At 46.2% G+C, this 14718-nt stretch carries 14 protein-coding genes; 8 read left to right on the forward strand and 6 right to left on the reverse strand.

Annotated features, from left to right (window positions below):
* Window positions 1-137: 137 nt before the first annotated feature.
* The 6 genes from K5609_RS18025 (at window position 138) to K5609_RS18050 (ending at window position 6276) form a co-directional block, all read left to right on the forward strand.
* Entirely contained in the window at window positions 138-566 is a 429-nt protein-coding gene (locus K5609_RS18025) for a GNAT family N-acetyltransferase (RefSeq protein WP_016403542.1), read from the forward strand.
* Between the two features lie 63 nt (window positions 567-629).
* Window positions 630-1328, forward strand: coding sequence for a 5'-methylthioadenosine/S-adenosylhomocysteine nucleosidase (gene mtnN, locus K5609_RS18030; RefSeq protein WP_221074852.1), 699 nt, complete (start codon window positions 630-632; stop codon window positions 1326-1328).
* The gene (locus tag K5609_RS18035; RefSeq protein WP_221074853.1) at window positions 1328-2275 is read left to right on the forward strand and encodes a cobalamin biosynthesis protein CobD/CbiB; all 948 of its coding nucleotides are present in this window, start codon (window positions 1328-1330) and stop codon (window positions 2273-2275) included. The genes mtnN and K5609_RS18035 overlap by 1 nt, the downstream gene beginning before the upstream one ends.
* 34 nt (window positions 2276-2309) lie before the next feature.
* Window positions 2310-3161: a cobalamin-binding protein gene (locus K5609_RS18040; protein ID WP_221074854.1), complete on the forward strand. Its 852-nt coding sequence runs from the start codon at window positions 2310-2312 to the stop codon at window positions 3159-3161.
* A gap of 338 nt (window positions 3162-3499) precedes the next feature.
* A complete protein-coding gene (locus K5609_RS18045; RefSeq protein WP_343212486.1) occupies window positions 3500-5161 on the forward strand; it encodes a peptidoglycan DD-metalloendopeptidase family protein in 1662 nt (553 codons plus the stop codon).
* 8 nt (window positions 5162-5169) lie between these two features.
* A complete protein-coding gene (locus K5609_RS18050) occupies window positions 5170-6276 on the forward strand; it encodes an anhydro-N-acetylmuramic acid kinase (RefSeq protein ID WP_221074855.1) in 1107 nt (368 codons plus the stop codon).
* 58 nt (window positions 6277-6334) lie between these two features.
* Here the strand turns inward: K5609_RS18050 and K5609_RS18055 are convergent, their stop codons facing one another.
* From K5609_RS18055 to K5609_RS18070, 4 genes are all read right to left on the reverse strand, one after another.
* Complete coding sequence (locus K5609_RS18055) at window positions 6335-9463, reverse strand: efflux RND transporter permease subunit (protein ID WP_221074856.1); 3129 nt, start codon at window positions 9461-9463, stop codon at window positions 6335-6337.
* A complete protein-coding gene (locus K5609_RS18060; RefSeq protein WP_221074857.1) occupies window positions 9463-10569 on the reverse strand; it encodes an efflux RND transporter periplasmic adaptor subunit in 1107 nt (368 codons plus the stop codon). The genes K5609_RS18055 and K5609_RS18060 overlap by 1 nt, the downstream gene beginning before the upstream one ends.
* A 188-nt stretch (window positions 10570-10757) precedes the next feature.
* Complete coding sequence (gene erpA, locus K5609_RS18065) at window positions 10758-11117, reverse strand: iron-sulfur cluster insertion protein ErpA (protein WP_016403550.1); 360 nt, start codon at window positions 11115-11117, stop codon at window positions 10758-10760.
* Between the two features lie 110 nt (window positions 11118-11227).
* Window positions 11228-11890 (reverse strand): DUF6776 family protein, encoded by a 663-nt coding sequence (locus tag K5609_RS18070; RefSeq protein WP_221074858.1) that lies wholly within the window; start codon window positions 11888-11890, stop codon window positions 11228-11230.
* A gap of 274 nt (window positions 11891-12164) precedes the next feature.
* Between K5609_RS18070 and hemL the strand changes: the two genes are divergently transcribed.
* Window positions 12165-13448 carry a glutamate-1-semialdehyde 2,1-aminomutase gene (hemL, locus tag K5609_RS18075; protein WP_221074859.1) on the forward strand — a complete coding sequence of 428 codons (1284 nt, stop codon included), beginning with the start codon at window positions 12165-12167 and terminating at the stop codon, window positions 13446-13448.
* 32 nt (window positions 13449-13480) lie between these two features.
* Here the strand turns inward: hemL and K5609_RS18080 are convergent, their stop codons facing one another.
* Both K5609_RS18080 and K5609_RS18085 read right to left on the reverse strand, forming a co-directional pair.
* Window positions 13481-13759 (reverse strand): DUF2845 domain-containing protein, encoded by a 279-nt coding sequence (locus K5609_RS18080; RefSeq protein WP_221074860.1) that lies wholly within the window; start codon window positions 13757-13759, stop codon window positions 13481-13483.
* Between the two features lie 57 nt (window positions 13760-13816).
* Window positions 13817-14188 carry a YbaN family protein gene (locus tag K5609_RS18085; RefSeq protein ID WP_220719005.1) on the reverse strand — a complete coding sequence of 124 codons (372 nt, stop codon included), beginning with the start codon at window positions 14186-14188 and terminating at the stop codon, window positions 13817-13819.
* Window positions 14189-14396: 208 nt separating this feature from the next.
* Between K5609_RS18085 and K5609_RS18090 the strand changes: the two genes are divergently transcribed.
* Entirely contained in the window at window positions 14397-14600 is a 204-nt protein-coding gene (locus tag K5609_RS18090; RefSeq protein ID WP_221074861.1) for a hypothetical protein, read from the forward strand.
* The last annotated feature ends 118 nt before the right edge of the window (window positions 14601-14718 follow it).

Below are 14718 nucleotides of genomic sequence, written 5' to 3' on the forward strand. Positions count from 1 at the left end.
CACTTGCTTAATATAATCCCCGCCTTTGTCTTAAAAAAGTCATAAATCTTACCTAAGCTGCTTGCAGTTCACTGCCTAAGTCGGTAACTATGGTTTAACAAACCAGTGTTTGGTTTTAACAGATTTTGAGGAATGCTATGCAAATTCGTCCTATTCATGAAGAAGACGCGGTTGACGTGGCCATGCTAGCAAAGCAGCTAGGCTACAACCCAACAGCACAAACAGTGCTACCAAATATTCACGCTATATTAGAAAACCCAGCACATCAGGCTTTTGTTTACCTTAACGAGCAAGAGCAAATTGTTGGCTGGGTACATGTATTTGTTGCCCTGCGTTTAGGCTCATTACCCTTTGCCGAAATTAGCGGTATGGTGGTGGATCAAGACTCACAAAATCAAGGTATTGGCCGCGCGCTTGTTAAACAATGCCGCCATTGGGCCACTAGCCGCGGCGTAGGCGAAATAAGAGTTCGCTGCGATAGTACTCGCGAACAAGCCAATCAATTCTACCAGCACATCAAATTTAAACAGCGTAAAACACAACGGGTATTTGTGCGCGATCTGTAGCTGTTCCTTCACTTTGCTTGTGGTAATATTCCGCTGATTTTTCCTTTTGATAAAGAGACGGTTATGACTACAGCAATTATTGGCGCTATGGAACAGGAAGTGGTTGCACTTCGCGAGTTGATCGATAACTGTGATACCTATAGTTTTGCTGGTTGTGAATTTTATAGTGGTGAAATTAACCAGCACCCAGTAGTAGTAACCCGCTCTGGCATCGGCAAAGTAGCTGCCGCCATTGCCACTACCGTGTTACTGCAACGCTACCAGCCAACTCAAGTGATCAATACTGGCTCTGCCGGAGGTTTTGACCCCGCTTTAAAAGTAGGCGATGTGGTTATCTCTAACGAATTACGCTATCACGATGTAGACCTTACAGCCTTTAGTTACGAAATGGGCCAACTGCCTGCTAACCCAGCCGCCTATAAAGCTGACGCGAAACTTATCGAGATTGCCGAACAGGCTGCTAAGCAGCTTTCAGGTCATCAAATTGTGCGTGGTCAAATCTGTACCGGCGATATTTTTATGGCTGATCCTGAACGTGTTGCTAAAGCCCGTGCCGACTTCCCGAATATGACTGCGGTAGAAATGGAAGGCGCCGCTATTGCTCAAGTTTGTCATCTCGCCAAAGTTCCATTTGTAGTGGTTAGAGCGCTGTCGGACATTGCTGGTAAAGAGTCACCATCGTCATTTGATGAATTCTTAGAAACAGCAGCTAAGCACTCTACTGCCTTGGTACTAGCCATGTTAGAGAAGCTAACTGACTAATGGACGAAAGCTCCTGGCTGTGGCTTAGCCTCAGCCTGCCCTTTTTGGGTATTGCCTTAGAACGTTTAATACCAGGCCGCGGATTTGGTCAGGTAATGCTGCTAGTTCGTTGGTTTGCCGAACAACTATCAATAAAAGTAAATCGCAGCGGCAACGGCCCCCAGCAACAACGCTTGGCCGGTGGAATGGCTTTACTGGCTATTTTGTTGCCTCTTAGCCTAGGTCTGGCGCTGTTTAATCATCTCAATCCAATCAGCGTTTTAGTCGATAGTTTACTGTTACTTTGCCTACTACAATGGCAAGCGCCAATGCACAGTTATCATCGCATCACCCGCTTACTCAACAAGCAGCAACACAAACCGGCTCGTACTATATTACGCCCTTGGGTATTACGAGATTGCGATAGTTTAACAGCAGTTGGCGTGGCTAAAGCTTCCGCAGAAATGTTATTGCTTAGGTTGGCGGCCAATTGGTTTGGCGTAATATTTTGGTTTATGTTGGGCGGCATTGTTCCTGCCTTAATCTACCGCATCATTACTGAGTTACACTTTGCTTGGAATCCAAAGCTGATGCAGTATCGCCAGTTTGGCCACATTGCTAGCCGCTTGTATCAACTATTTAGTTACCTTCCCTTTCAGCTGCTGGCTCTTATCATATGTTGTTATGGCAAACTCTCTCGCAACAAAGCGGCCCTTAGCGAAGGCTTTCGTTGGCCTTATGTTGGCAGCGGAAAGTTAATTAGTGTTAGCGCCAGTAGCTTACAAAGTGAGCTAGGTGGACCTCGCCATTACCAACAGCAAAAAGTTGAACAAGCCCGCTTTGGCCCAAGCCAGCAATACCCAGAAGCGGCTGAGTTAGACAGACTTGCCTTAAAACTCAATATGAGTGCGCTTCTGTATCTACTTATTCTTAGTCCAATCTACCTTGCGCGTGTTATCTATCTTTAAGGCTAAAAGAGCCAATACCGTTAAGCTCATCATCGTGTTGCTTGCGACCTTTTTCAGCACTGCGCTTTACGCTAAACCGCAACGCATCATCTCCTTAGCCCCGCATTTAACCGAGCAAGTTTATGCCCTAGGTGCCGGTGATAGACTGATTGCCACAGTAGATTATGCCGATTATCCAGAAGCCGCTAAAGCGCTGCCACGCATTGGTAATTATCAATACATTAGCCTCGAGAGCATCATTTCTTTAAAGCCCGACTTAGTTTTGGTCTGGCAACAAGGAAATCAGCAAAGTTTGGCGCAAAAACTACGCGCCTTAAACATTCAGGTATTTGTATCCAAACCCAAACGGCTAGACAACCTACCTAAACAACTGGCAGAGCTGGGTGGTATTTTAGGTGAGCAAGAAACCGGACAACGCTTAAGCCAGTTTGTCGAACAACAGCTTTCTGAAATGGCTGGGCAATATCAGTCTAAAGACAAAGTGAGTGTGTTTTACCAAATGTGGCATACACCGCTGCGCAGCATTTCGGCAAAAAGTTGGATTGATGATGGCATTCGTCTATGTGGCGGGGAAAACATTATGGCCGAGTCAGTAGCACCCTACCCTTTGCTCTCGGAAGAGTGGGTACTGCAAGCCGATCCGCAGGCTATCATCATTGCCCAGTGGCAGTTTGAGCACTCTTGGCAACAATGGCCGCAACTTCAAGCTGTGCAACAGCAACACATTTACCACCTCGACCCCGATAAGGCTCATCGCCTTACACTTCGCACCCTCGAGAGCCTAAAGCAACTTTGCAGCATGCTCGAAAAAAGCCGAAAAAAAACCCACCCAGATAAACTGAGTGGGACGAGAGCATATACGAGTGAAGAAAAATCTTCGTATTAACTAATGAAAGTGTTGTGCCAGTTTTAAGCGAACTAAAGGCTTTCTAAAATCTTCAACAGACAAAACCACCCCTAAAGAGGTATTTGGAGTTTTATGTGGTGATCCTGTGTGCCGCTTTCGCTCAAACCAACAAATATGCTTAAAGGTTTAAAAGAGAAATTCTGTTGCAAAAACTGCGCTGCTTAAGCACCTGCACTAGAATAAAACAGCTTGCGCCAATTTGGTCAGCAAGTGCTCGCAAAGCTGCTTAGCTCACGGCTTACCGCCTCGAATCTGGCATTCTTACTGGCATCTGGCTACAATCGCGATAATCTCTGTGTTTGTATGTTGGAAGTAGATTGCTAAGCTTATTACCTAAACGTCATCGTCGGCTGTTGTTTGTTGCCATTATTTTAGTAATAGCGGCACTACTGATACCAAGTGAAAAAAAGGCAGTTAGCGCAAGCCAACGTCAAAACATCGATCTTTCAGCAAAAACCACTAACACACAGCAAGCAACGCCAATCGCAGCGCCTAACACTAGCGAGCCCAGCTCAGAAAAACTACAACTCACAGAAACACAGCGGGTTGCAACTCCCCAAGTTCAAGAGAACAAAGCGAAACCAGTCGCACCAGCGGAAGAGCTTGCTGATACACCTGTAGCGGTCACCTCCGCAATACAACAAGAAGCAAAACCAGAGCAAAGCAGTGAAATAGCCAGCACTAATATTGCAGCAGCAAATGAAATCGCTGAAGCCAGCAATCAGCCAAGTGCGCTAACCCAAGCAGGTAGTGCAGCAGACAACAGCGTTAAAGTGAGCGATGCTGCAGAGTTAATTGCTCAGCTACAGCAAGGTAAAGAACTTAACCTTGGTGTTCGTTATCCCCTGCAACTGGAGATAGAACCGCAACAAGCCCTCGAAGAACCCGAGCACTTCTACACCCTTAAACGCCAAACCGTTAAATCGGGTGACAGCATGGCGCTTATCTTCTCGCGGGTGGGTTTAAGTGCTCGCACCTTGCACGACATCGACCAACTCGGCGGGGAAGCCAGAAAGCTGCGCACGGTTCATCCCGGCGACACCCTCGACTTTTACTTAGACGATCAAGATCGTTTGATGGAATTGCACTACCCGCAGTCCAAGTTTCAAACCCTGATTATTGAGCGTGATAAGCAAGACAGCTTTGCGGTTAAGGTGGATACTCAAGAACTTGAAGTAAGAACCAACTTTGCCCAAGGCACCATTAACTCAAGCTTTTGGAATGCAGGCATTGGCGCCCAACTTAGCCAAGGCCAAATTATGGCACTCGCCGCAATCTTTGGCTGGGACATCGATTTCGCCTTAGATATTCGCAAAAACGACAGTTTTATGGTGCTATATGAAGAGCATTTTGTTGATGGCCAATTCGCTGGCAATGGCGACATTATCGCTGCTGAGTTTATTAACCAAGGTGATGTTTTTCGCGCAGTTCGCCACGCAGACGGAAACTATTACACACCTGAAGGTAGACCAATGCGCAAAGCATTTTTACGCGCACCGGTTAACTTCAAATACATCAGTTCTAGCTTCAATCCTCGTCGACTACACCCAGTAACCGGCAGAGTACGCGCACATAACGGCATTGATTATGCCGCTAAAGTTGGCACCCCAGTGCAAGCTGCCGGCGATGGTAGAGTGACTAAATCAGGTTACAGTAAGTACAACGGCAACTATGTATTTATTCAACACAGCAGCGCCTACGTCACCAAATACTTACATTTACACAAGCGCTACGTAAAAACTGGCCAGCGCGTAAAACAGGGCAAAAGAATCGGCTCTGTAGGCGCGACCGGCCGAGTAACCGGCCCTCATTTACATTACGAATTTTTGGTACATGGGGTACATAAAAACCCACGTACGGTAAAACTGCCAACTTCAACACCCTTGAAAGGCAAGCAAAAAGAGATTTTTATGCCGATTGCCAAGGCCAGAATAAAGCAGCTAGACAATACCAAACGCGTATTGTTAGCGATGAACTAGGTGGTTAAATGACTGACATATATGTCGGCTTAATGTCTGGCACAAGCATGGATGGCGTAGATGCCGTAGTGGTGGATTTTAGCCAAGCAAAGCCTAAACTGCTGGCTCACCATCAACAAGCCATTCCAGCAAAGTTGCTGGGGCAGCTACACGGTTTATGTAGCCCGGCAAACAATGAAATAGCCACCATGGCCGAAGCCAGCGTTGCCGTTGCAGAGTTGTTTGCATCAAGCGCTAATCAAGCTATTCAACAAGCAGGGCTGAGCAGCCAAGATATATCTGCCATTGGCAGCCATGGGCAAACCATACGCCACTTCCCCGAACTCAATTTCAGCCTACAAATTGGCAGCCCCAGCCATATCGCGGTGCAAAGCAATGTTGATGTGATTGCCGACTTTCGCAATAAGGATATGGCGCTAGGCGGCCAAGGCGCTCCTTTGGTACCCGCCTTTCATCAAGCTATGTTTAGCAGCCCAGATGAAGCACGTTTTATTGTAAACATTGGTGGTATTGCTAATCTCACTCGCCTACTGCCCGAGCAAACGTTACTCGGCTACGACACTGGCCCAGGTAATACTTTGTTAGATCAACACTTTAAACGCCACCATCCGCATGGATTAGATTATGACGATAATGGTCAATGGGGCAGAAGTGGCAGCTGCAAGCAAGCGCTTTTGAAGCAGATGCTGGCCGATGACTATTTTGCTTTAGCGGCTCCCAAAAGTACTGGTCGAGAGTACTTTCATTTAGCTTGGTTAGACCGTTTTCTTGAGCAGCCTGAATTCGCTCAATTAGCGCCTGTAGATGTACAGTGCACCTTGCACCACCTAAGCTGTCAAAGCATTGCTCAAGAGTTATTAGATGCAGAAAAGGGCACTATCTATTTATGTGGTGGCGGTGACAACAACGGCTTTTTATTGGAATTGCTAGCCAAGGCACTGCCAAAGCTCACCCTTAGCCGTACCTCCAAGTTAGGCATTCCTGAACAAGCCTTAGAAGCCATGGCTTTTGCCTGGTTAGCGCGCTGCTTTAAGCTCAAGCAAGCTGGCAATGCGAGCTCGGTAACCGGGGCAAGTCGCACAGCCATTCTTGGCGCACTATATCCCGCCCAATAAAAAGAAGGGCTCCCCCCCCCTCCTTCATTTATTAATGCAAGCTTAAGCTCAGAGACGTTTACGCTCCCAACAGCTCCTGCTCTTTCGCCTCTTCTATCGCTGCTTGTTTATCTTTGCGGCTAAATTTAGCGCCAAGCATTAGCAAACACGGTGTAAGAATAAGGGTTAACAGTGTTGCGAAACTTAAGCCGCCAGCAACCGCTGTAGCCAACTGAGACCACCATTGTGACGATGGCGCGCCTACTTCGAAGCTACGTTCAAACACATCAATATTAAGCTCTAACACCATTGGCATTAAACCTAGAATGGTAGTGATGGTGGTAAGCATCACCGGGCGTAAACGCTGTGCACCAGTGCGCATAATAGCTTCTTTGGCGGCAATGCCTTGGCGGCGCAGCACATTGTAAGTATCAATCAATACAATGTTATTGTTCACCACGATCCCCGCTAAGGTAATCACGCCTAAACCACTCATAATAATACCGAAGGCTTGCCCGGCTATTAGCAAGCCCAGCAGCACGCCAATAGTAGAGAACAACACTGCCGAGAGGATTAACAAGGCTTGGTAGAAACTATTAAACTGAGTGATAAGAATTAAGCCCATCACAAACAAGGCCACTAAGAAGGCTCTTCCTAAAAACGCCATACTCTCTTGTTGGTCTTCATTTTGGCCACGCAGTTTAATATCAACCAAGGGGTCAAGCTCAAGCTGTTTAAGTTGCTCTTGAATCTTAGGTAACTCGATACTTAGGTTTTGCCCAGCAGCAACGTCGGCACTCACCGTTAGCACTTGGCGGCCATCCACTTTATTAATCACATCTTGTTTTGGCTTAGCCTCTAAAGTTACGAAGTTAGTGATAGGTACCAAGCCGTAGGCAGTTTTAACCCGCAATTCACTGAGTCGGCTAATGCTGCGATTCTCTTCTGGGAAACGCACCCGAATCTCAAGTTCATCATCCACATCATCGGGGCGGTAGTCGCCGATGTTCAAACCATTGGTGACAAACTGAACAGTGTTGCCCAGCAAGGTTACATCGGCGCCAAAGCGCGCAGCTTTGGCACGGTCAACCTTAAGCTGCCATTCAATGCCCGGCTTAGTGGTAGAGTCTTCAGCATTCACAAAGTGAGGATTATCATCAACCAACTGGCGGATTTTCTTGGCCATGGGTTCTAAGCGCTCGGGAAAGCGAGAGCTCAACTCAAGCTGCAAATCTTTACCCGCCGGCGGGCCGGCTTTGTCTTTGCGAAACTCGATTTCTAAGCCTGCTATTGGCGCTAACCGAGAACGCATGTCTTCGATAATTTCGTTGGCAGGGCGGCGTTTATTCCAATCTTTAAGGTTGACCCGAATATCACCCAGTTGATCGCCACCCACCTTGGTGTACAGCGTATCGTAGTCTTCTAGCTCGACGATACGGCGCTCTACTTCTAACATTATTTGCAGTTTTTCATCGGTGGAGTAGTCACCATGTGAGCGAACGATGATGTTGTAACCTACTGGCTCAACTTCAGGGAAAAACTCCACACCTTTACCGGCATTGCCGTAAGCCATAATCACCGCAACAGCGATTACTATGCCCAAAGCCAATACCCGTAAGGGCGCATTAACTGCCTTGTGTAATACCCGCAGATAAAAGCCAGTGAAACCTTGTAAGCCTTGCCACTCGCCTTTATCTGCTTTAATTAAGGCTTGCTGTTGCTTGGCGCTTAACTTGCGCGGGCGACCAAAAATGTTCCCCAAAGAAGGCACAAAGATTAATGCCATCACCAAGGAAGCACTTAAGGTCGCAATCAAGGTTAACGGTAAATAACCCATAAATTGCCCCACCATGCCTGGCCAAGCCAATAAGGGAGCAAACGCCGCTAAGGTGGTGGCAGTTGAAGCAATAATTGGCCATGACATACGCTGTGAGGCTAAAGAGTAAGCCTGATGCCTAGGCACGCCTTCACTCATTTGCCTATCGGCAAATTCCGTGACCACAATGGCCCCATCCACCAGCATTCCCACCGCCATAATCAGTGAGAATAAAACCACCATGTTGATGGTAAGCCCACCTAGCGACAGCATTAAAATACCGGCTAAGAAGGAACCCGGAATGGCAATGCCCACTAGCAGTGATGAGCGCACGCCCATTACCGCAATAATCACCACCACTACCAGCAATACAGCTGACAGAATGTTGTTTTGTAGCTCTGAGAGCATGGTGCGAATGTCTTTAGATTTATCACCGGCGTAATCAATAATCACCGAATCTGGCCAAAACGCTTGTTCTTGAGCAATTAACGCTTTTACCTGTTCAATGGTTTCAATCAGGTTTTCGCCGGGTCGTTTGCTCACTTCTAAAGAGATGGTTGGCTTACCATTTACCCGCGCGTAAGTACTGGCATCTTTAAAGGTACGTCTGGCTGAAGCCACATCACCAAAGGTAACAATGCGGTCGCCATCTACCTTAATTGGCAGCTCAATAACATCTTTAACGTTCTCAAATACCGCTGGTACTTTTACTGCAAAACGGCCATTGCCGGTATCTAATGTACCCGCTGTTACCAAACGGTTATTGCGGCTTACCAAGTTGTAGATATCGGCTTGGTCTAAACCGTAAGACTCCATCAAAAGCGGGTTTACGGTAATCTCCAAAAAGTCTTCACGGTCTCCACCAATGTTAACTTCTAATACCTGCTTCATGGTTTCCATTTGGTCTTGCAGGTCTCGAGCAATCGTTAGTAAAGCACGTTGTGGCAAGTCACCCGACAGCAACACCGTAATAGCAGGCTGTTCTGTGGCTAAGGTTACTTGATGCACCTCTGGCTCATCGCCACCCGCAGGCAGCTTAGGTTTGGCTTGATCCACCTTAGCCCGCACATCCGACAGGGCTTGGTCGATATCAACCCCAACAATAAACTCCAGCACCACCGAACCATGACCTTCACTGGCGGTGGCGGTCATTTCTTTAATGCCTTCTAAACCTTGTAATTCCTGCTCCATAGGGCGCAGTAACAAGCGCTCAGCATCTTGAGGCGAAATCCCATCGTGTGGGATCGATACGTAAATAACCGGGATCTCTACATCGGGATCCGATTCTTTAGGAATGTTGTTGTAGGTAATAATGCCGGCAACAAACAAGAACAGTAAAATAGACAGTACGGTTCGAGTTCGCGATAAAACGGCTTCAATAAAAGCGTGCATTATTCAGCCCTCTCTTGCGCTAACAACTCCGCTTTGGTGACAGGCTCAACCTTATCGCCTTCGCGCACAAAACCTTGGCCTAAAATAATCACATCGTTGTCACCACTAAAGCCAGATAACCAGGCACCGTCGGGATCTGAGCGCACTAAACTAGCTGGAACAAACTGCACCACATCATCCACAACTGTTTTAACCCCTAAATTACCTTCTTCATCTAAGGCTAATACTGCTGGGCTAACTTTAATTGCTTCTACCTCTTCTAGCGGGAAACGCACACTGGCACTCACACCCGCCATCAACTGTTGTTGTTGATTATCGAGCAACACTTCTACTTTAAAGGTTCGGGTATTGGGATCAGACAAGGTAGCAATAAAGTCGATGCTTCCCTCAACTTCTTCTCCGGTAACCAAGTTTACGTAGGCTTTTTCACCCAAAGAAAGTTGCGAGATATCGCGCTCAGACACATCGGTACGCACCAATAGTTGCTGAGTATCGGCAAGCCTTAAGATTGGGTCACCAATACCTAGATAAGCACCCGCCTCAACAATATTTTCTTCAAAAATACCGTTGTATGGGGCTAATACCAGCGTGTTATCAATGGCTAAATTAAGCGATTTAACATTGGATTCAGCATCCACCAGCGCGGCTTTGGCCTCTGCTAAGCGTGCTTTACCTTGGAAACCTTGCTTGCTAAGAGCCTTAACCCCGGCATACTCAATGGTGCGTTGCTCTAACAAGGCTTCGGCACGCAGTAGCTGTGAACGTCGATCTTGAATATCTAAACGAGCAAGGGCTTGGCCTTTTTTAATTGGCCGACCTTCGGCAACCAAAAACTCCAACAAACGACCAGATACTTCGGCAGAGATAACACTTTGACGGCGTGCCTCTGTTTGCCCGTATAAATGTAAGCTGCGTTCAATGGTCTCGGCAGTGTAGGTTTTCACTTGCACGCGGGTTAGCTTGTGAGCGGCTTTCTCAGGTTCAGCCTTGGCTTCATCTGCATTAGTCATTTGACCAGAGAGCATCCAAAACACCACTACAGCAACAATAAAAATAGAAAGGATATATGGGCGAGCAGCAAAAAACTGTTTTACGGCAACAGACACAATCAAACACTCCCTGTCGATGATTCAAGTAAGTGAATCAGTATACAAGTTAGTGCAAACAATCTATATGCTTTGCCGAAGACTACTGACAAATTTGCTACAAAGCGTTAGCTAAGTATGAAAAATAACGAAGCCACCAGACGGTGGCTTACAAAAAGATACAATTGTATGGTGTTTTGCTAACCAGCTTAGATGCTAAATGATGAACCACAACCACAGGTTGTACTAGCATTAGGGTTGTTCACTAGGAAGCGTGAACCTTCTAGGCCGGAGGTGAAATCTACGATACCACCCACTAGATATTGCAAACTCATTGAATCTACAACCATTGATACACCTTGTTTTTCTACTAAGGTATCACCTTCATTTACTTTTTCATCGAAGGTAAATCCGTAAGAAAAACCAGAACAACCACCGCCTGTGACATAGACACGCAACATTAGCGCTGGGTTCTCTTCTTCAGCAACTAGCTCTTTTACTCGCGACGCTGCGGCGTCGGTAAATTGAATTGGAAATGCGGCTTGTTCAGTTACAGCTTGTTCTGACACAATCTATTCCTTAAAAATGTTAACTGGCGCAGATTATCTAATACCCGAGTAATTTGTTCAAGTATTATCCTAGGAGGGTTTATCCATAGCCCTAAGCCATCACTAAGTGTTTATTCTGCCGGCCAATTTTGTTTGTAAATAATCTCGGCTTTTTTGTTCCATTTATTGCCCTTAACTTTAGCAGTAAGTTCGATTCGCTCTGCTTTAAAGCCTTCGGGCAACTTAATGTCGGTGTTCACTTCTTGAAAATAACGAAACTTAAACGCTAAAGGAATGGCCTCGCTTTGTAACTCTGCCAAATTATATTGCGCTGGTTCTTGGTTCTGACTACCCACCACCACTAACTGCAGTTCCCCACTTAACCAACGCTTGTTGCGCGCTACTTGCATCAACAATACCTGCATTCGGTAATAATTGGGGCTAAGCATGGGCTCAATGTTTAGTTGTTCAATTTTCATGCCGCCAGCTTGTTGTTCTGGGGCCATGATTTTTCTATACACCAACAGCTCTTCAGTTAAGGCAAGCTTTTGCTCGGTCAGTTGATTAATGCTTTGTTTTAACTGCGCTAACTCTGCCAAGCTGGTGTCTTGCTCTAGGCGCACCATCGACAAACGTTGTTGTAATACCGACTGGCTTTCAAGAGAGTTACTAAGCTGCTGTTTTAATTGGCTAATTAGTTGATCTTTTTCTTCAACAACAACCGATAAACCATACACACTGGTTAAAGCCAAGGCACCGATTAAACTTACAACTAACAACTTTGGCTTTGCCACTTTGTATACACCTGTCGCGAAAAGACGACAGTTTACCCAGATTTCCCCTCGGCAACAAACTACAGTTAGTTCTCTGCAATAACACTAACTTTCTGCCGGTGAAGCGAGTTAGATAACGTAGCCCAATTCTTTAGTTTTAATAGCTACAGCCTGCAAGCTGAACCAGCGCCCAAATGCAGCTTCTACGCATTATTACTTGGCTATAGATTATTTGTTATAGTGAGCGCAATTTACTGCCTTTGTGGCGCGTGACTCAGATTTTAAAGGATGCTTTATGTCTCGTTCAGAACAACTTTTTAGCCAAGCCCAGCAAACTATTCCTGGTGGCGTAAATTCACCAGTTCGTGCCTTTAATGGCGTAGGTGGAACACCGGTTTTTATTGAACGAGCCGACGGCGCGCGCATTTTTGATGCCGATGGCAACAGCTACATAGATTACGTGGGCTCATGGGGCCCAATGATTTTGGGTCATAACCACCCAGCAATTCACCAAGCAGTGGTAGATGCCGCCGCTAAAGGCTTGAGTTTTGGCGCGCCCACCGCTGCCGAAATAGACATGGCCAACTTAGTCTGCGAATTAGTCCCGTCGATGGACCAAGTACGCATGGTTAACTCAGGCACCGAAGCCACCATGAGCGCGATTCGCCTTGCTCGTGGCTACACCGGCCGTAACAAAATTATTAAGTTTGAAGGTTGCTACCACGGCCATGCCGACTCATTGTTGGTTAAAGCAGGCTCTGGTGCATTAACTCTTGGCCAACCTAGCTCGCCGGGTATTCCCGCCGACTTTGCTCAACATACTCTTACTGCCACCTATAATGATTTAGCCTCGGTTGAAGCTTTATTTGCCGAATACCCAGAAGACATAGCTTGTATCATTGTGGAGCCAGTGGCAGGCAACATGAACTGTATCCCTCCTGTAGACGGCTTTTTGCAAGGGCTACGTGCCATTTGTGATAAATACCAAGCGGTATTTATTATTGATGAAGTAATGACTGGTTTTCGGGTTTCATTAGGCGGAGCACAAGCTCATTATGGGGTAAAACCCGACCTAACTTGTTTAGGAAAAGTGATTGGCGGCGGCATGCCTGTAGGCGCTTTTGGTGGCAGCCAAAAAATTATGGATCACTTAGCGCCTGTTGGTCCGGTTTACCAAGCGGGCACATTATCGGGCAACCCTATTGCTATGGCTGCGGGCTTAGCCGCGCTAACCGCGCTTAAAGATCCGGCGGTTCATCAACACCTAAATGTAATCACCGAGCGCTTGGCCAAAGGCCTCAAAGCAGCTGCAGATCGCCAAGACATTCCATTAACCGTTAATCAAGTAGGTGCAATGTTAGGCTTCTTCTTCACCGAAGAAAGCAGCGTGACTAACTTCGCCCAAGCTTGCGCCTGCGATGCAGAGCGTTTCAAAAAGTTCTTCCACTTAATGCTGGAAGAAGGCATTTACTTAGCCCCGTCAGCTTTTGAGGCTTCATTTACCTCTTATGCCCATAGCGAAGCTGACATTGATGCCACCATTGCAGCAGCTGAGCGTTGTTTTGCTAAGTTGAAATAAACCATAAGGCCGCGCTGACTTAAAGTGCGGCCTTACCTTAACCATTCTATTTTCACTACTCGGCCAGTTTTTAGATACACCACGTATTTTTTGCCTTTGAGGTTGTAGAGCACGCCTTCTAACTTATTGAAGTTATCGCCGCTGACAACTTCTTCATATTCAGGCTTGCCGCAAGCACTGATTAACTCCAACTTATCGGTACCAGAGCGTATCCAAGTGCCATTACAATTTATATTCGCCACCTCGGTGCCATTACCAGCTTGTACTCCAGCAGCAATAAAGCCTAACAACAAACAAATATATTTTTTCATATCCCGACTCTTATTGATGATTTTAAAATTCACAAAATGAGTATAGTAAGCAATAACTTAGCGGGAAGAATTTTTTACTGAAGGTCGAGTCCAAAGAAAAACCATCACTGCTAACAGACATGTACCTGCGGCAATACGAGCAAACCAAGGGACCTCCATCCACAACATTAAACCCGCCGAAATAGCCACCATAAGGGTAGCACTGCACTTTGCTTTAAGGCTTACCACACCATGTTGCTGCCAATCATTTAATAAAGGACCAAAAGTGCGATGCTGCTCAAGCCAAGCAGCAAACCGAGGAGAGCTTTTAGAAAATAGAATCGCGGCTAATAAGATGAAAGGCGTAGTAGGCAACAAAGGCAAAAAAATACCTACCGTGCCCAGCAATACCGCTAGCCACGCAATTAACAGGTAGAACACTTTTAGCATTAAACAAGCACCTTTAATAAGTAAGCAGATAGTTTACCCTGTGGCGCGATAAATAACTGTTAGTTATGACTTGTAGCAAAATAAAATTAGACATCTAGACGGCCAAATTATAAATTAACTCTGCCGCCGATTTAATCGCCAACTTGCGGGCGGCTAACAAATACCGCTAAAGCGCCCAAGGGCGCGAACTATTAATTAGGAGTTCGTCATGTTTGAAGCCGTCCAAAAAGAAACTGTTTTTCAATGTAACACTGCCAGCAGCACTAGCAATAACGTTTATCGCTTTACCAGCAAGCGCAATAACCAGCTAAATCACCATCAGGCTGAACTAAGCCTCCCTGTAGAATACTTTGAGCAAACCCAGTTTAGCGATCGCTGTCGTCCAGGTGCTTATGCTAATCGAACTAAGTAACTGTTCATTCTATCTAGTCAAAGTACTCGATAATTACGTTAGAATTTTTGATTGTAGAATAACAACTTATCGAAAAATCCTGCCTTATTCTCGAGTATTTTTCCTGAGTTATTTCTGA

The sequence above is a fragment of the Agarivorans aestuarii genome, assembly GCF_019670125.1.
GTDB classification, from domain to species: Bacteria; Pseudomonadota; Gammaproteobacteria; order Enterobacterales; family Celerinatantimonadaceae; genus Agarivorans; species Agarivorans aestuarii.